Source organism: Nocardioides jiangsuensis, from assembly GCF_019679455.1.
Classification (GTDB): domain Bacteria; phylum Actinomycetota; class Actinomycetes; order Propionibacteriales; family Nocardioidaceae; genus Nocardioides_C; species Nocardioides_C jiangsuensis.
Genome location: NZ_JAIEZQ010000001.1, coordinates 1,365,750 through 1,386,931 on the forward strand (window position 1 = coordinate 1,365,750; position 21,182 = coordinate 1,386,931).

21 protein-coding genes and 1 riboswitch are annotated in these 21,182 nt (G+C 72.5%); of the genes, 14 read left to right on the forward strand and 7 right to left on the reverse strand.

Going from position 1 to position 21,182, the window contains the following annotated elements:
• The first annotated feature begins 42 nt into the window (after positions 1-42).
• The 3 genes from K1X13_RS06450 to K1X13_RS06460 are packed head-to-tail and all read left to right on the forward strand — an operon-like array spanning position 43 to position 2,863.
• On the forward strand, positions 43-780 hold the full coding sequence (locus K1X13_RS06450) for a (Fe-S)-binding protein (RefSeq protein ID WP_221024127.1): 738 nt from the start codon (positions 43-45) through the stop codon (positions 778-780).
• Entirely contained in the window at positions 777-2,264 is a 1,488-nt protein-coding gene (locus K1X13_RS06455; RefSeq protein ID WP_221024128.1) for a lactate utilization protein B, read from the forward strand. Before K1X13_RS06450 ends, K1X13_RS06455 begins: the two co-directional genes overlap by 4 nt.
• A complete protein-coding gene (locus K1X13_RS06460; RefSeq protein ID WP_221024129.1) occupies positions 2,261-2,863 on the forward strand; it encodes a LutC/YkgG family protein in 603 nt (200 codons plus the stop codon). The genes K1X13_RS06455 and K1X13_RS06460 overlap by 4 nt, the downstream gene beginning before the upstream one ends.
• A 49-nt stretch (positions 2,864-2,912) precedes the next feature.
• Here K1X13_RS06460 and K1X13_RS06465 read toward each other — a convergent pair whose 3' ends face one another.
• From K1X13_RS06465 to sqr, 3 genes are read right to left on the reverse strand one after another with little or no spacing between them, the layout of a single operon-like run.
• Entirely contained in the window at positions 2,913-3,422 is a 510-nt protein-coding gene (locus K1X13_RS06465; protein WP_221024130.1) for a DsrE/DsrF/DrsH-like family protein, read from the reverse strand.
• Positions 3,423-3,454: 32 nt separating this feature from the next.
• Positions 3,455-3,769: a TusE/DsrC/DsvC family sulfur relay protein gene (locus K1X13_RS06470; protein ID WP_221024131.1), complete on the reverse strand. Its 315-nt coding sequence runs from the start codon at positions 3,767-3,769 to the stop codon at positions 3,455-3,457.
• 2 nt (positions 3,770-3,771) lie between these two features.
• A complete protein-coding gene (gene sqr / locus K1X13_RS06475) occupies positions 3,772-5,028 on the reverse strand; it encodes a type III sulfide quinone reductase, selenoprotein subtype (protein WP_221024132.1) in 1,257 nt (418 codons plus the stop codon).
• A gap of 226 nt (positions 5,029-5,254) precedes the next feature.
• Between sqr and K1X13_RS06480 the strand changes: the two genes are divergently transcribed.
• The 3 genes from K1X13_RS06480 (at position 5,255) to K1X13_RS06490 (ending at position 8,376) form a co-directional block, all read left to right on the forward strand.
• Positions 5,255-6,742, forward strand: a complete 1,488-nt coding sequence (locus K1X13_RS06480) for a DUF4389 domain-containing protein (RefSeq protein WP_221024133.1) — start codon at positions 5,255-5,257, stop codon at positions 6,740-6,742.
• A gap of 16 nt (positions 6,743-6,758) precedes the next feature.
• A complete protein-coding gene (locus K1X13_RS06485) occupies positions 6,759-7,283 on the forward strand; it encodes a flavodoxin family protein (RefSeq protein WP_221024134.1) in 525 nt (174 codons plus the stop codon).
• A gap of 145 nt (positions 7,284-7,428) precedes the next feature.
• Positions 7,429-8,376 (forward strand): anti-sigma factor RsbA family regulatory protein, encoded by a 948-nt coding sequence (locus tag K1X13_RS06490; RefSeq protein ID WP_221024135.1) that lies wholly within the window; start codon positions 7,429-7,431, stop codon positions 8,374-8,376.
• Here the strand turns inward: K1X13_RS06490 and K1X13_RS06495 are convergent.
• Positions 8,367-8,801, reverse strand: a complete 435-nt coding sequence (locus tag K1X13_RS06495; RefSeq protein WP_221024136.1) for a GNAT family N-acetyltransferase — start codon at positions 8,799-8,801, stop codon at positions 8,367-8,369. The genes K1X13_RS06490 and K1X13_RS06495 overlap by 10 nt on opposite strands.
• A 55-nt stretch (positions 8,802-8,856) precedes the next feature.
• On the opposite strand from K1X13_RS06495, the gene K1X13_RS06500 reads away from it, so the two are divergent.
• Positions 8,857-9,558, forward strand: a complete 702-nt coding sequence (locus K1X13_RS06500; RefSeq protein WP_221024137.1) for a DUF5701 family protein — start codon at positions 8,857-8,859, stop codon at positions 9,556-9,558.
• On the opposite strand, the gene K1X13_RS06505 is transcribed toward K1X13_RS06500, so the two are convergent.
• Positions 9,543-10,274: a PIG-L deacetylase family protein gene (locus K1X13_RS06505; RefSeq protein WP_221024138.1), complete on the reverse strand. Its 732-nt coding sequence runs from the start codon at positions 10,272-10,274 to the stop codon at positions 9,543-9,545. The two genes, K1X13_RS06500 and K1X13_RS06505, sit on opposite strands and share 16 nt — an antisense overlap.
• A gap of 9 nt (positions 10,275-10,283) precedes the next feature.
• Entirely contained in the window at positions 10,284-11,192 is a 909-nt protein-coding gene (locus K1X13_RS06510; protein WP_221024139.1) for an alpha/beta hydrolase fold domain-containing protein, read from the reverse strand.
• Positions 11,193-11,292: 100 nt separating this feature from the next.
• Positions 11,293-11,399: riboswitch (TPP riboswitch) on the forward strand.
• A gap of 38 nt (positions 11,400-11,437) precedes the next feature.
• Here K1X13_RS06510 and K1X13_RS06515 point away from each other — a divergent pair.
• The 7 genes from K1X13_RS06515 (at position 11,438) to K1X13_RS06545 (ending at position 20,503) form a co-directional block, all read left to right on the forward strand.
• Positions 11,438-12,100: an ECF transporter S component gene (locus K1X13_RS06515; RefSeq protein ID WP_221024140.1), complete on the forward strand. Its 663-nt coding sequence runs from the start codon at positions 11,438-11,440 to the stop codon at positions 12,098-12,100.
• A 20-nt stretch (positions 12,101-12,120) separates the two neighbouring features.
• Complete coding sequence (locus tag K1X13_RS06520; RefSeq protein WP_221024141.1) at positions 12,121-13,644, forward strand: ABC transporter ATP-binding protein; 1,524 nt, start codon at positions 12,121-12,123, stop codon at positions 13,642-13,644.
• Complete coding sequence (locus K1X13_RS06525) at positions 13,641-14,336, forward strand: energy-coupling factor transporter transmembrane component T family protein (RefSeq protein ID WP_221024142.1); 696 nt, start codon at positions 13,641-13,643, stop codon at positions 14,334-14,336. The genes K1X13_RS06520 and K1X13_RS06525 overlap by 4 nt, the downstream gene beginning before the upstream one ends.
• A gap of 42 nt (positions 14,337-14,378) precedes the next feature.
• The gene (locus K1X13_RS06530) at positions 14,379-15,431 is read left to right on the forward strand and encodes a phosphatase PAP2 family protein (RefSeq protein ID WP_221024143.1); all 1,053 of its coding nucleotides are present in this window, start codon (positions 14,379-14,381) and stop codon (positions 15,429-15,431) included.
• A gap of 205 nt (positions 15,432-15,636) precedes the next feature.
• A complete protein-coding gene (locus tag K1X13_RS06535; protein WP_221024144.1) occupies positions 15,637-16,563 on the forward strand; it encodes an LPXTG cell wall anchor domain-containing protein in 927 nt (308 codons plus the stop codon).
• A gap of 508 nt (positions 16,564-17,071) precedes the next feature.
• Positions 17,072-18,517, forward strand: coding sequence for a C40 family peptidase (locus tag K1X13_RS06540; protein ID WP_225914532.1), 1,446 nt, complete (start codon positions 17,072-17,074; stop codon positions 18,515-18,517).
• 60 nt (positions 18,518-18,577) lie between these two features.
• Positions 18,578-20,503 carry an acyl-CoA dehydrogenase family protein gene (locus K1X13_RS06545; RefSeq protein ID WP_308249430.1) on the forward strand — a complete coding sequence of 642 codons (1,926 nt, stop codon included), beginning with the start codon at positions 18,578-18,580 and terminating at the stop codon, positions 20,501-20,503.
• A gap of 104 nt (positions 20,504-20,607) precedes the next feature.
• Here K1X13_RS06545 and K1X13_RS06550 read toward each other — a convergent pair whose 3' ends face one another.
• On the reverse strand, positions 20,608-21,099 hold the full coding sequence (locus tag K1X13_RS06550; RefSeq protein WP_221024146.1) for an inorganic diphosphatase: 492 nt from the start codon (positions 21,097-21,099) through the stop codon (positions 20,608-20,610).
• Positions 21,100-21,182 lie beyond the last annotated feature (83 nt).

Below are 21,182 nucleotides of genomic sequence, written 5' to 3' on the forward strand. Positions count from 1 at the left end.
CGGAGCAACAAATGGGCGTGTGCGCTATGGCACAGTGGCCCCATGAAGGTCGCCCTGATGGTCACCTGCGTCAACGACGCCATGTTCCCGGAGACGGGGAAGGCGGTGGTGCGGCTGCTGCGGCGGCTGGGCGTCGACGTCGACTTCCCCGAGGCGCAGACCTGCTGCGCGCAGCCCATGGTCAACACGGGCTACCTCGACGAGGCGGTCCCCGCGGTCCGCACCTTCGTCGACACCTTCGAGCCGTACGACGCCGTGGTGACCCCGTCCGGGTCCTGTGCCGGGTCGGTCCGGCACCAGCACGCGATCGTCGCGCGCCGCACCGGGGACGCCGCCCTCGCCGCGCGGGTCGCCCGGACCTCGCCGCGCACCTACGAGCTCACCGAGTTCCTCGTCGACGTGCTCGGCGTGGAGGACGTCGGTGCCTACTTCCCGCACCGGGTCACCTACCACCCCACCTGTCACTCGCTGCGGCTGCTCGGGGTGGGGGACCGGCCGCAGCGGCTGCTCCGCGCCGTCCGCGGCCTCCGGCTGGTCGACCTGCCGGCGGCGGAGGAGTGCTGCGGCTTCGGCGGCACGTTCGCGATGAAGAACGCGGAGACCTCGGTGGCCATGGGCGCCGACAAGGCCCGCCACGTCCGGGAGAGCGGCGCGGAGGTGCTCGTCGCCGGCGACAACTCCTGCCTGATGCACATCGGCGGCGTGCTCTCCCGGCAACGGGCCGGGGTCCGCGTCATGCACCTCGCCGAGATCCTGGCCCGCACCGAGGAGGACGCATGACCGCCACGTTCGTCGGGATGCCGGCGTTCCCCGAGGCCGCCCGCGCCGCGCTGGCCGACACGCAGCTGCGGCAGAACCTGACCCACGCGACCGGCACCATCCGCGCGAAGCGGGCCTCCGTGGTGGGCGAGGTCGCGGAGTGGGAGGAGCTGCGCCTGGCCGGCGCCGCGATCAAGGACAACACCCTGCACCGCCTCGACGAGCACCTGCTCACGCTGGAGGCGGCGCTGGTCGAGCGTGGCGCGGTCGTGCACTGGGCCCGCGACGCCGACGAGGCCTGCCGGATCGTCGCGGAGGTGGCCAAGAGCCACTCCATCGACGAGGTGGTGAAGGTCAAGTCGATGGCCACCCAGGAGATCGGTCTCAACGAGGTCCTCGCCGAGCACGGCATCGCGGCCTGGGAGACCGACCTGGCCGAGCTGATCGTGCAGCTCGGCGACGACCTGCCCAGCCACATCCTGGTTCCCGCGATCCACCGCAACCGGGCGGAGATCCGCGAGATCTTCCGCGACCGGATGGGCGAGGTCGGCCGCCCCGCCCCCGACGACCTCTCCGACGAGCCGGCCGAGCTCGCCGGGGCTGCCCGGCTGCACCTGCGGCAGAAGTTCCTCAACGCGAAGATGGCCGTCTCCGGCGCGAACTTCGCGGTCGCCGAGACCGGCACCCTCGTCGTCGTGGAGAGCGAGGGGAACGGCCGGATGTGCCTGACCCTCCCCGAGGTGCTGGTCTCCGTGGTCGGCATCGAGAAGCTGGTGCCGACCTGGGCCGACCTCGACGTGTTCCTCCAGCTGCTGCCGCGCTCGAGCACGGGGGAACGGATGAACCCCTACACCTCCACCTGGGCGGGGGTGACACCCGGCGACGGGCCGCAGGAGGTGCACGTGGTGCTCCTCGACAACGGCCGCACCCGGGCACTGGCCGACGAGGTCGGCCGGCAGGCGCTGCGCTGCATCCGCTGCTCGGCCTGCCTCAACGTCTGCCCGGTCTACGAGCGCACCGGCGGCCACGCCTACGGCTCGGTCTACCCGGGACCGATCGGGGCGATCCTCAACCCGCTGCTCAAGGGCACCGGCGTCGACGAGCAGACCGACTCGCTGCCCTATGCCTCCACGCTGTGCGGCGCCTGCTTCGAGGCCTGCCCCGTGCGGATCGACATCCCCGAGGTGCTCGTGCACCTGCGGTCGAAGGTGGTCGACGCGCACCGCGACCAGCGTCCCAAGTCCGAGGCGCTGGCGATGCGGGCGGCCGGCTGGGCCTTCGGCGACGCGCGCCGGCTCGACCTGGCCGAGAAGGTCTCCGGGGTCGCCGGGCGGGTCGCGGGACGGCTCTCCCGGCGCAGCCTGCCCGGCGGCCGCAGCGCGGTCAGCCGGCTGCCGTGGCCGGGGTCGCGGTGGAGCGACGCGCGCGACCTGCCCGCGCCACCCCCGGAGTCGTTCCGGGCGTGGTGGCGGCGGACCCGCGGCGGGAACGAGGAGGAGCGGTGAGCGCGCGCGAGGAGATCCTGGGCGCCGTACGACGGGCGCTCGGCGACGCGGACCGGGCCGAGCAGCCGGTGCCGCGCGGCTACCGGGACGCCACCGCGCCCGAGGGGGTCGTCGACCTGTTCGCGGACCGGGTCGAGCACTACCGCGCGACGGTGACCCGCTGCTCCGCCGACGAGGTCGAGCAGGCGGTCCGTGCCGCGCTCGGGGGCGCCGGGAAGGTCGTCGTGCCCGAGGGCCTGCCGTTCCACGTCGAGGGCGCCACCGTCGACGCCGGGCTCACCGCCAAGGAGCTCGACGCGATGGACGCCGTGGTCACCACGGCCACGGCCGGGGTGGCGATCACCGGCACGATCGTGCTCGACCACGGGCCCGGACAGGGCCGGCGGATGCTGAGCCTGGTGCCCGACATGCACGTCTGTGTGGTCCGCGAGGACCAGGTCGTCGCCGGCGTCCCGGACGCGGTCGCACGGCTCGACCCGGTGCGTCCGCAGACGTGGATCAGCGGGCCGAGCGCCACCAGTGACATCGAGCTGAACCGGGTCGAGGGCGTGCACGGCCCGCGGACCCTGAACGTGGTCGTGGTGGCCCCGTCAGGGTAGGGCCACCACGAGTCTGCCGGCCTGAGCCGCAGACCGCGGCCGCGGGCGTCTAGATGAAGAGCAGCTGTGCGTTCTCGGTCTTCTCGATGAAGTCGGCGGCGCTGATGATGCCCTCGACCTCGTCGTACAGGTCCTCCTCGTCGAGGTGCATCATGTCCGCGGACATGCGGCACGCCCACAGGTGACCGCCGGAGTCGACGATCTGCTGGAGGAACTCCGGGACCTCGGGCACGTCGAGCTCGGCGATGGACCTCTTCATCCGCGAGGTGGCCATGTGGGTCATCCCGGGCAGCCCGCCGAGGCCCTGGGGCATGTGGGTCGCGGTGTTGCCGAGCGGGGTGAACTTCAGGTCGCCCATCGTCTTCTTGTTGATCATGTCGAAGCCCCAGAAGGTGAAGAACAGGTGCACCTCGACACCCTCACCGAGGGCGGCGTTCGCCAGGATCAGGCCCGGGTAGGCCATGTCGAGGTTGCCCTTGGAGCAGATGATCGCGAGCTTGCGGTCGGTCGCCGCGTCGTCGAACGACGGGACGAGCGGGGCGTTCTGGGTGGTGGTCATGGCCGGGTCTCCTCGGGTGGGTTCGCTGCGCGTCAGACGCAGCCGTGGGGCTTGGGCAGGCCGGCGACGTAGGCCATCTTCTTGGCCGGCTTCTGGGGGAACAGCACGAACAGCTGCTTGGTGGGGATGCCGCCGAGCACGCTCACCCGGCGCAGCGTCGCGGTCTCGCCCTGGTCGGCGAAGTCGGTGCGCAGGAAGCGGATCGCCTTCCAGTGCTCGTCGGACATCTCGATGCCGATCTGGGCCGCCAGCGCCTTGCCCAGGGGCTCGCTCCACTCCGTGTACTCGGTCATGAAGCCTTCGTCGTCGACGTGGATCACGTGGCCGTCGATGGTGGTGGTGGGCATGGCTACCTCTCCTGGGTCGCGGTGGTGGGTTCGGTTTCTTTGCCGGCCATCGACATGAGGGCCGGGAGCGGGATCGGCCGGCCCGGGAGCAGCACGTTCCAGTAGACCCAGCGGAACGCGAGCTTCCCGAGGTGGTTGGCGCGGGTCTCCTTGAGCAGGTCCATCGGGCCGATCCTCGGCAGCGGGTACTTGCCGGGCAGCGGCTCGGTGTCGTAGTTGAAGTCGATGAGCAGGCCCTTGCCGTCGCCCGACTCCACGAAGCAGTTCGCGTGCCCGTCGAAGGCGCCGGTCATCGGCAGGCCCGCGACGTGCTCGAGGAAGTTCTCGACGAAGATCTCGACCGAGAAGTGCGCCACCGAGCCGGCCTTCGACGCCGGGATGTCGCTGGCGTCGCCGAGCGCGAAGATGTTGTCGTGCTTGCGCGAGAGCATCGTGTGCTTGTCCACCGGGACGTAGTTGAGCTCGTCGCCGAGACCCGAGCGGGCCACGAAGTCGGCGCCCATGTTGAGGGGCACGGTCACCAGCAGGTCGAAGGGGACCTCGCGCTCGTCGTACGACACCAGCGTCTTCCGCTCCTCGTCGATCCGCTCGACCATGAAGTCGGGCTCGACCGCGATCTTCCGCTCGTCGAGCATCGACCCGAGGTGGGCCGAGGCGACCGGCTGGGTGAAGGCACCGGGGAGCGGCGTCACGTAGGTGAGCTCGACCCGGTCGCGGACACCCTTCTGGCGCAGCCACGCCTCGGCGAGGAACGCGAACTCCAGCGGCGCGACCGGGCACTTGATCGGCATCTCGGTCACGTGCACGACGAGCCGGCCGTGGTCGAAGCGCTTCAGGGCCTCCGCGAGCGCCTTGGCCCCGTCGAGGGTGTAGAAGTCGAAGATCCTGCGTCGCCACTCGGTGCCGAGCATGCCCGGGGTCTGGTCGGGGCGGGGCGTGGTGCCGCTGGCGATCACCAGGTAGTCGTAGGGCAGGGTCCGGCCGTCGGTGAGGGTGACGGTGTTCGCCTCCGGCCGGACGCGGTCCACGTCGCCGAGCACGAGGTCGACGCCGTCGGCGATGAAGGCGTGCCGGGACCGGACCACCTGCTGCTCGGTGTAGCCGCCGAAGGGCAGGAAGAGGTAGCCGGGCTGGTAGGGGTGCACGTCGTCGCGGTCGACGACGGTGACCCGCCACGCATCGCGCTCGAGACGCTTGCGCAGCTTGTTGGCGACCATCGTGCCGGCGGTGCCACCGCCCAGGATCAGCAGGTCTCTCACGGCTCCTCCTTCGGAGTTCTCGTCCGTTCACCTCCACGCTAGGCAGGCCGGGGGGTGGCGGGCAGGGCACAAGGTCCTTACCCCAGGGGGTATACGTCCCGGCGGGTCGTCGTTGTCGGAGGTATGTCCCGGTCGGGATGTAGGGCCCGGGCCGCGGTGACCATCGGCACCTGCGACCCGCCGCACGCGCCACCGACGCTGGAGGTGAGGCCTGGAGGCGATCAACGTGCGTGCATCCGTCTATCCCGTCCATGTCGATGCCACCCTCGACGCCGGTCTGAACCGATGGCTCTGGCTGGTCAAGTGGGTGCTGGTGATCCCGCACTACGTGGTGCTGGTGTTCCTGTGGCTCGCGTTCGCGGTGCTCAGCATCGCCGCGTTCCTCTCGATCCTGGTCACCGGCCGGTACCCGCGGGCCATCTTCGACTTCGACGTCGGGGTGATGCGCTGGTCGTGGCGGGTGGCCTACTACGCGTACGGCGCCCTCGGCACCGACCGGTACCCGCCGTTCACGCTCGCCGAGGTGCCCGACTACCCCGCCCACCTGACGGTGGACTACCCCGAGCGGCTCTCCCGTGGGCTGGTCCTGGTCAAGTGGTGGCTGCTCGCCCTGCCGCACTACCTCGTGGTCGCGTTCTTCCTCGGCAGCGGCTTCTACGTCGCGACCGAGATGGGGTCGGACAACGGGCAGGTGCTGTGGGGCGGCGGGCTGATCGGCCTCCTCGTGCTGATCGCCGCCGTGGTCCTGCTCTTCACCGGCGTCTACCCGCGGCCGGTCTACGACCTCGTCCTGGGCATGAACCGCTGGGTGCTCCGGGTCGCGGCGTACGCGGCCCTGATGACCGACGAGTACCCGCCCTTCCGTCTCGACATGGGCGAGCACGACCCCGGCCCGGGACAGGTGGCCGTGGCGCCGCCCGCGCCACCGCCGCCCGGTGCGGCGGCCGTGCCGGGAGCGGCTCCCGCCCCCGCCGTGGGAGCGGCCGGCGCCGAGACGACGCCGCCTGCCACGCCGGGCTGGACCACCGGCCGGGTCGTGGCGGTGGTGCTGGCGAGCCTGCTGTTCCTCGTGGCGGGAGGCCTGCTCGCCGGGGGGACGACGCTCGCGGTGGCCGACCAGACCATGCGCAACGACCGCGGCTTCATGATGACCCCCACCGAGGGGGTGGGCAGCGCCGCCTTCGCGGTCACCTCCGAGCCCATCCAGCTCGAGACCGGGACCGCCTCCGACGCCGTGCCCCGCGGTCTGTTCGGCGAGGTCTCGGTCGAGGTCACGCCGACCGGCGACCAGCCGGTCTTCGTCGGGGTCGCCGAGGCGGCGGACGCCGCGCGCTACCTCGACGGCGTGGGCCACTCCACGCTGCTCCGGTTCGCGGGGGCCGACGGCGACCAGACCCCCGTCTACCGGCAGTATGACGGCGGCGCGCCGTCCGTGCTCCCCGGGGACAGCGACATCTGGACCGCGTCGGCGTCGGGCACCGGCGACCAGCAGCTGACCTGGGACGCCGCTTCCGGGGACTGGGTCGTGGTGCTGATGAACGCCGACGGCAGCCGTGACGTTGCCGCCGACGTGGCGGTGGGCGCGACCGTTCCCGCACTGGGCTGGCTGGTGGCCGGGCTCCTTGCGGTCGGCGGCGTCCTGCTGCTCATCTCCGTCGCCACGCTGGCCCTCGCGATCCGGGGCGCGAGCAGGCGCACCCCCGGACAGACCTGAGGAGAAGGAGACCGCCATGAAGGCACTCGTCGTCTACGAGTCCATGTTCGGCAACACCGAGGAGGTGGCCCGCGCCGTGGCCGACGGCCTGCGGGAGCGGCTCGAGGTGGAGGTCGTCGAGGTCGGCGACGCGCCCGCGAGCCTCCCGGCGCCGCTCGACCTGGTCGTCGTCGGTGGACCGACCCACGCGTTCTCGATGACCCGGCAGAACACCCGCGAGGACGCCGTACGCCAGGGCGCCACGCACCCGGCCGGGACCGGGATCCGGGACTGGATCGACCACCTCGAGGCCGGGCGGCACACGGAGTACGTCGCCACCTTCGACACCCGCGTGACCAAGGTGCGGCACCTGCCCGGCTCCGCCGCGAAGTCGGCGACCAAGGCGCTGCGCCGGCACGGCTTCAAGTCCGGTGCGGGCACCGCGAGCTTCTACGTCGCCGACGTCGACGGGCCGCTGGTCGACGGTGAGCTCGAGCGGGCGCGGGCCTGGGGTGGACAGCTCGCCGCGGAGGCCCAGGCCCGGGCCGGCGCCTCCGCCTGAGACCGCCGGCCGGCTCGCGAGGTGCTCAGCGTCGGCGCGCCGGTCGGTGTGTGACGCGCCACTGTGGGCGTGTCCACCGGCTTGTCCGCGGCCACGTCGGGTACGACACTGTTCCGAGACCGCCAGCGGAAAGGGAGGGGCCTCGTTGTCCGCGCGGGTTCACCAGCACGCTGCTCTGCAGCACAACGCGATCTTCTACGACGCACCGGCCGACCTCACCACGGCGGCGGAACGTTTCGTGCGCGAGGGGCTCGAGGCCGGCGAGGTCGTGCTCGTCAACTCCGGCAGCAACCCTGTCACCGAGGCCCTCTCCGCCGTGTACGGCGACGAGAAGCGGGTCGTCTTCGCCGAGTCCCCGGTCTACGGGCGGCCGGTGTCGGTGATCGACGCCTACAAGCGGATCATGGACCGCGGCCTCGCGGCGGGCGTGCCCGGCTACCGCGCGATGGGCTTCATCGACTTCGACAACGCCGACCTGCCCTGGCAGGAGTGGCTGCTCTACGAGGCGGCGGTGAACCGGGTCTTCGCCGACTACCCGTTCCGCACCCTGTGCCCCTACGACACCACCCAGGTCGAGCCGGGGATCCTCGAGGCGATCCAGAGCGCCCACACCGGTCTGGTCACCCCGCACGGCGTCCGCCCCAACCCGACGTACCTCGACCCGGCCGACCTGGTCCGCCACGAGGGCTGGCGCACCCCGAGGGCCGCGGTACAGGACGACCCGCCGCACCTGGTCCTCGACCGCACCGAGAACCTGACCGAGCTGCGCCTGGAGCTCTTCCCGGCCACCCTGATGTCCACGGTGCCGCGCCAGAAGGTCGACGACTTCGTCACTGCCGTCTGCGAGGTGACCGCCAACGCCTGGCGCCACGGCGCGCCGCCGGTGCGGCTGCGGCTGTGGACCGAGGTGGACACCCTGCTGTGCACGGTCACCGACCAGGGTCCGGGTATCGACGACGCGTTCGTCGGCTACGCCCGGCCGAGCAGCACCGAGGCCTCGCTGGGCCTGTGGGCCGCCCGCCAGCTCTGCGACGTGCTCGACTTCGACCGCACCCGGGACGGCTTCGAGGTCCGACTGGTCGCCTACGCCTGAGCGCGGCGCATCGGCACGTGCGGGATGCCGTCGTCGAGGAACTCCTCGCCGGACGCCTCGAACCCGAACCGGCCGTACCAGCCGACCAGGTAGGACTGGGCGTCGAGCACGACCGGCCGGTCCCCGGCCGACGCCAGCGCCGCCCGCATCAGGTCCTCGGCGAGGCCGCGTCCGCGGTGGGTCGCCGCCACCAGCACCCGGCCCACCCGCACCGAGCCGTGGTCATCGAGGACCCGCAGGTAGGCCACCGGCCGCCCGTCGTCCTCCACCCACAGGTGCCGTGTCCCGGGCTCGAGGTCGCGCCCGTCGAGCTCCTGGTAGGGACACTCCTGCTCCACCACGAACACCGCCTCGCGCAGCTGCCAGAGCAGGTAGGCGGTGCGGGTGTCGAGCTCGTCGAAGGGTGCGGTGCGTACGTCGGCCACCGGAACATTCTGGTACGGCGGTTCGTTGGTCGTCGGACGGAGGGTGGGCCAGGCGATGAGCGAGACCGGTACGACGTCGGGGCGCCGGCGGCACACGGCGGGCTGGGCGGTCGCACGAGGGGAGGACGTCGACCTCGCGCCGACCCCGGAGGCCGAGCTCGACCGCCAGTTGGGGAACCTGTGCGACAAGGGCTACCCGGAGCTGGCCGGGATGAGCCCCGGCGGCCTGCGTGACCACCTCGCGCCGCTGGGCGAGCTGCTGCCGAAGGCGTTCGCCTCGACGCCCCGGTCCCTCCCGTTCCTGCTCGTGGTGACGAGCCGGCTGGTCCCCACCGTGGCCGCGGTGGAGCGGTTCGCCGTCCGCGGACGGCCCGGCTTCACCGACATGGCCGACGAGCTCGGCGGCTATGCCCCCATCCCCGAGGTCGAGCCGCCCGAGGCGGACGCCTACCTGCTGGTCGACGTGGACACCGGCGCCGGGACGCTCGGCGTCCGGCCGACCGACGCGCTGCCCGTCCTGCTCGGTGCGGGGCGCAGCCCGCTCACCATCGACGAGGGGGTGGCGCTGGTGACCCACTTCCCGAAGGTGCTCACCACGCGCAACGCCTTCCAGAGCCTGGGGTCACGCGCGGCGAACAAGCGGGTCCCGAGCTTCTGGGTGAGCAAGGGTGCGCCGCGGCTGGGCTGGTGCTGGGCCGGCAACCCGCACACCTGGCTGGGTGCGGCCTCGGCCGCGGCCCGCTACGGCAGCCGGTAGACCGCGAACTTCTCGCCGAGCCGGCCGTCGGCGAGCCCGTACTCGACGGCGGTCGCGGTGAGCTTGTCGTGCATCGCCCGGCGGATCCGCTCCGGGTCGGGGTGCTGGCTCTCGTGGCACAGGAGCGCGGCCATCTTCGCCTCGAAGTGCTCGGTCACGTCGACCACGTGGTTGTCGGTCGGGTGCTCCATCAGCCACACCTCCGACGCAGACCAGGCCTCGAGTCCCTCGTCCTCGAGCAGGTCGCGGAACGCGAACGGGTTGCCCGACGCCGGGAACAGCGCCTGGGTCGCGGCCTCCCCGCCGGCGAGGTGGTCGGGGTGGGAGGGGGCCAGGCGCTCCCAGCTCCGCTCCGGGCTCGAGATGAGCACCCGCTGCGGGCGGACCTGGCGCAGCACCCGGACCAGGTCGCGCACCAGCGCCCGGGTCACCTCCAGCTCCCCGTCGACGTACCCGAGGAACCGGACGTCCTGCACGCCGACCGCCTTCGCGGCGGCGCGCTGCTCCCGGTGCCGGATGTCGGGGATGTCGGCGCGGTCCACGGCGGGGTCGAAGCCGCCGGCCTGCCCGTCGGTGATCACGCAGTAGGTCACGTCGATCCCCGCGCCGGTCCAGGCGGCGACGGTCGCGGCGGCGCCGAAGTCGACGTCGTCGGGGTGCGCGGTGACCACGAGGGCGCGCTCGACCTCGCGGTCGGGGAGGGGGGCCGGGGTCACCCGCCCACCCTAGCCACGCCCGGAACCGGGCTCGGCGAGGAACTCCAGGGTGGTCGCCAGGGCCGGCCCGGCCTCGGGCACCGGCAGGATCGGGAAGACGTGCAGCAGGTCGGGCTCCTCGACGTAGGCGAGGTCCCAGCCGGTGCCCTCCGCCCGGCGCACCAGCTCGCGGCACTGCGGGTGGAACGTGTCGAGGGTGCCGCAGAACATCAGCGTGGGCGGCAGGCCGGCCGGGTCGCCGTACAGCGGGCTGACCTCGGGCCGGGTCTCGTCGTCGCCGCCTGCCCACCACGACCCTGCGAGCCGGAGCCTGGTGAGCCGCAGCCACGGGTCGCGGGCGTTGGCCTCGGCCGTGCCGGGCGCCGCGTTGGTGAGGTCGAGCCAGGGGCTGAGGAGGACGAGGTGCGTCGGCTGTGGCCCCGGCCGGGCGGCGAGCTGCTGCGCGAGGGCGAGAGCGAAGCCGCCGCCCGCGGAGTCGCCGGCGAGCACCACGCCGCGCGGCGACTCGATGGCCAGCTGCTCGAAGAGCGACAGCACCGCCGGGTGCGAGTCGCGCCAGGTCCACTGCGGCGCCAGCGGGTAGACCGGGAGCACCACCCGCGCGTCGAGCCGCCGGGCCAGCCGGACCACGTAGCGCCAGTGCCCCGGGTCGGCGTGGGCGACGTAGCCCCCGCCGTGCAGGTAGAGCACGGCGCGCCCCGGGTCGGTGCCCCGCACCCGCAGCTCGTGGACGGGGAAGCCGAGGTCCGTGCGGGTGGTCACCTCGCAGCCGCGCACGGTCCGGGCCGGCGGGTCGGTGGCGGCGCGGGCCTGCGCGGCCAGCACCCCGCGGCGCAGCGCGTCCGCGTCGTCGACCTCGCCGCGCCGACGCAGCACCGGCACCACCCGGGCCAGGAACTGGTGCTGCGGACTCGGCACGGGCCTCCTCCGTGGGTCGGTCGCGGGTGGTCACGCGGGTCGGGTCCGGCCGCCCGACGGACACCCTGCGGGCGCGCCTCGGGCAGGTGTAGTCTCGCACCCAGAACGACAGGGGAGCGCCGACCGGCGCTGAGAGTGCGGAAACGGCCGCAGACCCTCGAACCTGCCCCGGCTCATACCGGCGAAGGAAGTCGAGTCTCGATCGCATTCGTGCGATTCCCTCCCTGAACCTTTGGGAGTGCAGCATGTCCTCTTCAGTCGAGTCACAGCCGAACCGGGCCTCGGGCGGCCGTCGTACGACGGTCCTGGCGTCCCGCCCGCTGCTCGGTTACCGCACCGTCGACCTCGTCAGCGCCGCCATGCTCGGTGTCGCGTTCGGGGTCGTGTTCTGGGCGTGGAGCCTGGTGTACAACGCGCCCGCGGCGGCGCTGTACGCGGTCTTCCCGCCGCTGACCGCCCTGCTCGCCGGCCCGTGGCTGCTCGCGGGGGTCGTGGCGGGCCTCCTGGTCCGCCGTCCCGGCGCCGCGCTGCTCGCGGAGGTCGTGGCGGCGGCCGTGTCTGCCCTGATCGGCTCGCAGTGGGGGTGGACGGTGCTGCTGTCGGGCGCGCTGCAGGGGGTCGGCGTCGAGATCGCGCTGGCGCTCTTCGCGTGGAGGCGGTTCGGTCCGTTCGTCGCCGTCCTGGCCGGCTCGCTGGCCGCCGCGTGCGAGGTCGTCTTCTACGAGTGGTGGCAGTACGTCGTCGACTTCTCGTGGGCCTGGAAGCTCGCCTACCTGGGCGCCTTCGTCGTCTCCGGCGCCGTCGTCGCGGGTCTCGGCGGGCTGCTGCTGGTGCGCGCGCTCGCCAAGACGGGCGCCGCCAACGCGATGCCCCCCGGCCAGGAGGAGCTCGAGCGATCCGCGGTCTGACCAGCCCCGCTCCCGCCTCCGTGCCGAGGACCGGGGGTGGCCGGGTCGACGTACGCGGGCTCACCTGGCGACCTTCGGGCCGGCGCGTCCCGGTGCTCGCCGGGCTCGACCTCCGGATCGAGCCCGGCGAGAAGGTGCTGCTCGCGGGAGCGAGCGGGTCGGGCAAGTCGACCCTGCTGCGGGCCATCGCCGGCCTGCTGCAGACCACGGACGTCGGAGAGCTCTCCGGTGAGGTGAGCGTCGACGGACGGCACCCCCAGGAGCGCGCGGGAACCGTGGGGCTGCTGCTGCAGGACCCCTCGGCGGCCGTCGTCGCGGACCGGGTCGGACGCGACGTCGCGTTCGGGCTCGAGAACACCCGGACGCCGCCGGACCTCATGCCGGGCCTCGTCGCCGGGGCGCTGCGGGCCGCCGGGTTCCCCTACGACGAACGGCGCAGCACCAGGACCCTGTCCGGTGGGGAGACGCAGCGTCTTGCGCTGGCCGGGGCGCTGGCGCTGCGGCCGCAGGTGCTGCTCCTCGACGAGCCGACCTCGATGCTCGACGCGGACAACGCCGCCCGCGTACGTCGCTCCGTCCTCGCCGCCTGTGAGCAGCAGGGGACGACGCTCGTCGTCGTCGAGCACCAGATCGGTCCCTGGGTCGAGCACCTGGACCGGTGCGTCGTCCTCGACCGGTCCGGTGCCGTCATCGCCGACGGGCGCCCCGGCGAGGTCCTGGCGCGGCTGGGGGAGTCCCTCGCCGCCGAGGGGATCTGGGTCCCGGACCTGCCCGCGCCGCGGCCGCTCTCCGTGGACCCGGTGCTGGTCACGCCGACGCTCCACGTCCCCGTCGGCGAGGTGCTCCTCGCCGCGGAGCGGGTGGGCGTCACCTACGGGTCGCCGTTCGGCGGGTCCGCGGGCGAGCCGCGGAACGTCGCGCTCGACGACGTCAGCTGCGTCCTGCACGAGGGCGAGAGCGTGGTCCTCGGCGGTGGGTCCGGTGCCGGGAAGTCCACCCTGCTCGCTGCCCTCGCCGGCCTCCAGGCCCCCGACCGCGGCGCGGTCCACATCCACCCCCGGCTCGCCGGGCGGAAGGGCCGCGTCCTGCACCGGCTCACCTCGCCCGAGCTGGCGGCGCGGGTCGCCTGGGTGCCCCAGCTCCCCGAGCACGGCCTGGTCACCCACACCGTGCTCGACGAGCTGCTCGTCAGCGCCCGGGCCCTCGGGCAGCCCGCGGCCGCGGCCGAGCGGCGGGCGCGCGCACTGCTCGAGCACCTCGGGCTGGCCGCGCTCGCCGGCTCCTCGGTGCACCACCTGTCCGGGGGTGAGCAGCGGCGGCTGGTGGTCGCCGCCGCGCTGGTGCACGGTCCGGCCGGGCTGCTCCTCGACGAGCCGACGGTCGGCCAGGACCGGAACACCTGGGCGGCGGTCACCGGACTGTGCCTGGCGGCGCGGAACGCGGGAGCCGCGGTCGGCGTCGCCACGCACGACGCGGTGGCCACGCACGCCCTGGTCTCCCCCGGCGGGCGCACGCTCACCCTCGAACGGGGACGGCTGACATGAGCCGCCCGTCCTACGGCCCGCTGTCCCTCCTCGCCGCGTCGCTGCTCCCGGCGCTGGGAGCCCCCGCCATCCACTCGACGCGGCACGGCCTCGTCTGCGTCGGGGTGCTGCTCCTCGTGTCCCTCGTGGTGGTGCGGGACTGGTCCTCGACGGTGCGGCGACTCGGGCTGGTCGCGCTGGCGGCGCTCTCGCTCGGCCTGTCCACCTGGCTGTACGGCGGCCGGGACCTCGACGTCGCGGCCGGCGCGACCCTGCGCGTGCTCTACCTGGTGATCCCGGCGGCCGTGCTCACGCCGTTCATCGACCCCACCCGGCTGGGTGACCACCTGGCCCAGCGGCTGCACCTGCCGGCACGTCCGGTCGTCGCGTCGACGGCCGCCCTCCAGCGCCTGGAGGCCCTCGGCTGGCAGTGGCAGCAGATCGCGCGGGCCCGCCGCGCACGCGGTGTCGGCGCCGACGGCGGCATCCTGCACCGGGCCCGTGTCACGGCGTCGATGGCGCTGTCGCTGATGGTGTCGACGATGCGGATGTCCGGGTCGATGTCGCTGGCGATGGATGCCCGCGGGTTCGGCGCCGCACACCGCCGTACCTTCGCCGAACCGGCGCCCTGGCAGCGCCGGGACACGGCGATCCTGCTGGGGGGCGTGGCGGTCGCGGCGCTGCCCTGGCTGTACCTCGTGGTGACGGCCTGACGCGCCATCGGACCGGAGCGGGTGGTTCGTTAGAATTCCCCGGTGAAACGGCGGGCTTACGGACTCCTGGTGGGAGTCGCGATCATGACGGGTGTGCTCGCCGTCGTGGCAAGCCAGTCGCTGGGCCTGCCGATCCGCGACCCGGAGGGCTTCCTCGGACCCTCGTGGCTGCGCCTGCCGCTCCTGGTGGGCGGGGCGTTCCTCGCCGACGTGATACCGAGGGCCGCCTGGCGGTCGCGCCGTGACCCACGCGCCTTCCGGAACGAGGCCCGGGCGGTGATCGACGAGCACTGGACCCGGGAACGCATCGCGCTGGTCATCATCGGGCTGGCCAGCTTCTACGTGACGTACGTCGGCTACCGGAACCTCAAGAACTTCCTGCCCTTCATCCGCGAGGGCACGCAGGACCCGCTCCTCAAGGCGATCGACGAGGCCATCTTCTTCGGCGGCGACCCGGCGATCTTCCTGCACACCGTGCTCGGCGAGGGCGTCAGCGCGCACGTGCTGTCCTTCGTCTACCTGCTCTTCCTGCCGCTCGTGCCGATCTCGGTGATCGCGTGGCTCGTGTGGTCGCGCAACATCAGCTTCGGCTACTGGTACGTCACCGCGCAGTGCCTGTGCTGGGCGCTCGGCACGGCCAGCTACTACGCCATCCCGTCGCTGGGTCCGGCCTTCTACTACGTGTGGCTCTACACCGACCTCGACGTCACCGGTGTGACCCAGCTGCAGGACTCCCTCTCCGCCGGCCGGCTGGACGTCGTGCTCGACCCGTTCAACTCCGACGGCGTGCAGAGCGTGGCGGGCTTCGCGTCGCTGCACGTGGCGATCGTGCTCTGCGCGGCGCTCGTCGCGCAGTACACCGTGCGGCACGCCTGGATTCGGTGGGGGCTGTGGGTGTTCTTCGTGCTCACCGTCATCGCCACCATCTACTTCGGCTGGCACTACATCTCCGACGACATCGCCGGCGCCGCGATCGCCATCATCTCGGTGTGGCTCGGCGGTCTGGCGACGGGTCAGAAGTTCGAGCGCCACGGCCGCTCCTCGCACCCGACCACGTCCAGCGCCGACGTACCGGTGGAGCGGGAGACCCTGTAGCCGGCACCTCCCCCTGGAACATCTGCGGCCGCGGGGTCGGTGAAAGCAAAATCATCTGCGAAATATCGCCTCTTCGCGTCAAATCCGACATTGGGGCGATACCTTGCTTGTGGGGTAATTCAAGGGAGCTTGGGGAAGTTCCCGACCGGCTGGGGGGCCGGTTCGACTATCTGGCTCTGAGGGGCCGGGGGGAGATCTAGACGTCATGTCTACATACATCGGCGTGCGCTCGCACGCGTTCAAGGCATCCGCGGCCGTTCTTGCCGCCTTCCTGACGCTCGGCTTCGCCGGCGTCGCCAACGCGGCAGGCAACTCCGCGAACGCCGGAGCCGGCGGGGCGGGTGACGCCAGCGCGAGCGCCGGTGCCCAGGACGGTGCCATCTGCCACAAGGCCGGCAAGAAGTTCGAGCTCATCCCGCCGGACCAGGCGCCGGGACACCTGAGCCACAAGGACGACGTCGCACCCAACGCGGACGGGATCTGCCCTGCAGGGGACCCGACCGACCCGACGGACCCGACGGACCCGACGGACCCGACGGACCCGACGGACCCGACGGACCCGACGGACCCGACGGACCCGACCGATCCGACCGACCCGACCGACCCGACCGACCCGACCGACCCGACCGACCCGACCGACCCGACCGACCCGACCGACCCGACCGATCCGACCGATCCGACCGATCCGACCGATCCGACCGATCCGACCGATCCGACCGATCCGACCGATCCGACCGATCCGACCGATCCGACCGATCCGACCGATCCGACGGACCCGACCGACCCGACCGACCCGACCGACCCGACCGACCCGGTGGACCCGGTGGACCCGGTGGACCCGGTGACTGAGCTTCCGGACGAGGGTGGTCCGGTCCTCACGCCTTCGATCCCTGTCGTGGTTGACGGCCCGGAGCCCAGCGCCCCTGTGGCGGAGGAGCGCGAGACCCGCAAGCCTCGGGACGCTCGGATCCTCGGTGTGGCCAACACGGTCAGCCGGCCCGCCGCCGTGGTGCTGCCCCAGACCGGCGCACCTGCCGACCTCGGCCTCCTGGCCGGCAGCGGACTGACGCTCGTCGTCGCCGGTGGCCTGCTGCTCGCCACCCGTCGTCGCGGCCAGATGCCCCAGGCCTGACCGCGCAGAGACCAGCTGTCCCGGTCGACCCGGGAAGCTGAGCCCGGCTTGGCACCGCCCCTTCCTCCCAAGGGGGCGGTGCCAAACCCCCGAGGCCCCGTCCCCTCCTCCCGAAGGGACGGGGCCTTGGCATGTCCGCAGTCGGTCGACCCACGCACGACGGGAGCCGGTCGATCGCGCAGCAAAGAGTCGCCGGTAACGGTATAAATCGGGCATTCACGACATCCGCTAAAGTTACAACCATGTAGTTCGTCAAGATGACACGCCGTGGGGCAGAAGTTTTTTATGTGAAAACTGTTCCTTTTGTGGCAGGTGCGCACTAACGTTCCCTCGACGGTGCTGCTCGGGTGGCTCGTCTCTCAGGTCGGCAGCTGGCTTATGGGAGGGCCAGCAGCCGGTGACCGGAAGGCCGGTCGTGCTGGGAACGGCCCGCGAACCGCCGGGGAAGCGGCTCGCGGGACACACCGAAAGGGACGAACACGTGCGACTCCACCGAGCAGGTGCGCAGATGAGCAGCGAGACCGGCCGAGGCCGGCGGGTGCGGCTCCGCGTCGCCGTGACCGCGGGCGTGGCCCTAGCGGTGTCCGTGTCCGTCGTGCAGCCGGCCGCCGCCGACAGGGGCGACCGGGCGTTCCCCAGCCAGGAGCAGGTCGAGGCCGCGCAGCAGCGCGTCGCCGACAAGACCCGGGACGTCGGCGCGATCCAGGCGTCGCTCCTGCTCGCCAACCAGCGCCTCGAGCAGGCCGCGGTGGCCGCGGAGGTGGCGTCGGAGCAGTACAACGGCGCGATGTGGCGGCTCGAGGAGGCCAATCTCCAGGTCGCGAAGGCCAAGGACGAGGCGGTCGCCGCCCGGCGGACGGTCGCAGAGCAGCGCGGCGCCATCGGTGCCCTGGTCGCGGCGTCGTACCAGCAGGGCACGGAGATCACCGCGCTCGGCGCGATGATGGACGCCTCCGGCCCGGAGGGCGTGCTCGACCAGTTCGCCGCCTTCCAGGGAGCCTCCGACTCCCTGCAGGCCGACTACGACCGGTTCTCCGCCGCCGACGCCCTCGCCCAGGTCTTCGAGAGTCGCGCCAAGGACGCGCGCGCCGAGCAGGTCCGCCTCGCCGCCGAGGCCGAGGTGGCCCGGGACCGGGCCACGCAGGCGGCGGACGACGCGCAGGCGGCGGCCGCGCAGATCGCCACCGAGAAGGACCTCCTCATCCGGGAGCTCGCGGCGGCCCAGAACATCTCCGTCGAGCTCGCTCAGCAGCGCCAGACCGCGCTCGAGGAGCTCGCCGCCCAGCGCGCCGCCGAGCGGGCCCGCGCCGAGGCCGAGGCCGCCGCCCGCGAGCAGGCTCGCGAGGAGGCCGCCAAGGCGCGCGAAGATGCACGGCTGCGCGCCGAGGCCGCCGCGCAGGCCCGTCAGGACGCCCGCCAGGAGGCGCGCCAGGACGCTCGTCAGGAGCAGCGCGAGCAGGCGGAGCGGGACGAGCCCGCGAAGGTCGACAAGCCCAGCAGGCCGAAGAAGCCGAGCCGGCCCGCTCCGGCCCCCGCCCCCGCCCCGGCCCCGGCACCTGCTCCGGCCCCCGCGCCGGCCCCCAGCGGCAGCGGCGGAGCGGGCGAGGCCATCGCGTTCGCCAAGGCGCAGGTCGGTGAGCCCTACGTGTGGGGCGCCGCCGGTCCGAGCTCCTGGGACTGCTCGGGGCTGATGCTGGGCGCCTGGGGCGCCGCGGGCGTCTCCCTCCCGCACTACTCCGCCGCGCAGTACTACGCCGGCACCCCGATCTCGTCGGGCGACCTCCGCCCCGGGGACCTCGTGTTCTGGGGCTCGTCGAGCGACCCGAGCTCGATCCACCACGTGGCGATGTACATCGGCGACGGCATGATCGTGCACGCCCCGCGGACCGGCCGCCCGGTGTCGATCGACAGCCTCTACTACTGGATCCCGCCGAACTTCTTCGCCCGGGTGTAGGTCGCGTCACTTCCCGTCCGCGCGGCGGCCTGGGATTCTTGGCCCATGCCCTCTCAGTACGTGTCTCCCACGGTTGACGTCCCCGCCCTCGCGACCCTGCTCGACGGCAGGTACGCCGAGGTCCGTCAGCTCGTCCGCAAGAACCTCGCCCAGCACGGCGACATCCTGCGCGACGCCGAGGAGATGAGCCGGGCGGACTTCCGGCAGCGGGTCCTCGACGTCGTGGTGATGATGGCGCGGACCGGCCAGACCGGCATGGGGTTCCCCGAGGAGTACGGCGGAGGCGGTGACATCGGCGCCTCGATCGCGGCGTTCGAGACCCTCGCCTACGGCGACCTGTCGGTGCTGGTGAAGGTCGGGGTGCAGTTCGGCCTGTTCGGCGGGGCGATCCTCCAGCTGGGCACGAAGCCGCACCACGACGCCTACCTGGCCGACCTCGTGAGCGGGAAGCTGCTCGGCTGCTTCGCGATGACCGAGACCGGCCACGGCTCCAACGTCCAGGCGCTCGGCACCACCGCGGTGTACGACGCGGCGACGGCGGAGTTCGTGATCAGCACCCCCGACGACCTCGCCCGCAAGGACTACATCGGCAACGCCGCGATGCACGCCTCGACCGCCGTGGTCTTCGCCCAGCTCGTCGTCAACGGGCAGTCGCAGGGCGTGCACGCCTTCGTCGTACCGATCCGCGACGAGACCGGGGAGCCCGTGCCCGGGGTCCGGATCGAGGACTGCGGGCAGAAGATCGGGCTCAACGGCGTCGACAACGGCAGGCTCTGGTTCGACGGGGTCCGGGTGCCCCGGGAGGCGCTGCTCAACCGCTACGCCGAGGTCACCGCGGACGGCGCCTACACGTCGGAGATCGAGAACCCCGACCGCCGGTTCTTCACGATGCTCGGCACGCTCGTCCAGGGGCGGGTGTGCGTGGGTGGGGCGGCGATCAACGCCAGCAAGGTGGCGCTGGCGGTGGCGGTCAAGTACGGCCTCCGGCGGCGCCAGTTCGGCACGCCCGGCTCGGGAGACGAGGAGCTCCTGCTCGACTACGGCATGCACCGGCGTCGGCTGTTCCCGCTGCTCGCGCGCACCTACGCCCTGCACTTCGCCCAGGAGCGGTTGGCCGCCGACCTGCACGAGGTGTTCTCCCACGAGGACGCCTCGGAGCGCGACCGCCGGGCGCTGGAGTCCCGGGCTGCCGGCACCAAGGCGCTCGGCACCTGGCACGCGTCCCGGACGATCCAGGAGTGCCGCGAGGCCTGCGGTGGCGCGGGCTACCTGTCGGTGAACCGGTTCGACGCGCTCCGCGCGGACACCGACGTCTTCACCACCTTCGAGGGCGACAACACGATCCTGCTGCAGCTCGTCGCGAAGGGCCTGCTCACCGACTACCGCGACGCCTTCGGCGACCTCGACCAGTTCGGGATGGTGCGGTTCGTCGCCTCGGTCGCGGTGGAGACGGTGATGGAGCGCACGAGCGTGCACAAGATCCTCGACCGGCTTCGCGACGTGGTGCCCGCCAACGACCCGGACACCGACCCGGACGCGGGGCTGCTCGACACCTCCGCGCACCTGAACCTGCTGCGGTGGCGCGAGGAGCACATGCTCGCCGGGGTCGCGCGGCGGCTGAAGAAGGGGATGGACGCCGGCGGCGACCCGGCCGCGGTGTTCAGCGCCTGCCAGGACCACGTGATCGGCGCGGCGCACGCGCACGTGGAGCGGCTGGTGCTCGAGGCCTTCGTGGACAAGGTGGGCGCGATGGAGACCGGGCCGAACCGCGAGGCGATGCACCTGCTCTGCGACCTCTACGCGCTCTCGGCCATCGAGCGGGACCGGGCCTGGTTCATGGAGCACGGCCGGCTCTCCAACGCCAAGTCCAAGGCCGTCACCGCGATGGTCAACGAGCTGTGCCGGCGGGTCCGCCCGATCTGCGGCGACCTCGTCGACGCCTTCGACGTCCCGCCGGAGATGCTCCGCGCCGAGATCATCCACTAGCGAGCGGCCGGTGCCGGAACAGGAAAACGCCCCCGCAGCGATCGAGGTGCTTTCCCTCGATGCGGGGGCGTTTCAGGTCCTGACGGTGCTGGAGGCGCTCCAGGTCAGTGGCTGGCCTCGTCCTTGGCGCGCTGGAAGGAGGCGCGGACCTCGTCCTCGGCCTCGGTGCGGCCGACCCAGTTCGCGCCCTCGACGGACTTGCCGGGCTCGAGGTCCTTGTAGACCTCGAAGAAGTGCTGGATCTCGAGCCGGTCGAACTTCGAGACGTGGTTGATGTCGCGCAGGTGCTCGAGGCGCGGGTCGTGCGAGGGGACGCACAGGACCTTGTCGTCGCCGCCGGCCTCGTCGGTCATCCGGAACATGCCGATCGCGCGGCACTTGATCAGGCAGCCGGGGAAGGTCGGCTCCTGGAGCAGCACCAGCGCGTCGAGCGGGTCGCCGTCCAGACCGAGGGTGTCCTCGATGAAACCGTAGTCCGCCGGGTACTGCGTGGAGGTGAACAGTGTCCGGTCGAGCCGGATTCGACCGGACTCGTGGTCGACCTCATACTTGTTGCGCTGGCCCTTCGGAATCTCAACCAGTACGTCGAACTCCACGTCCACTTCCTCCACTCGGCGTTCTCAAGATCAGTGCGGCCTAGTGTCGCGCACAACGGAGGAAAATGCGCAGTCGGGAGGCG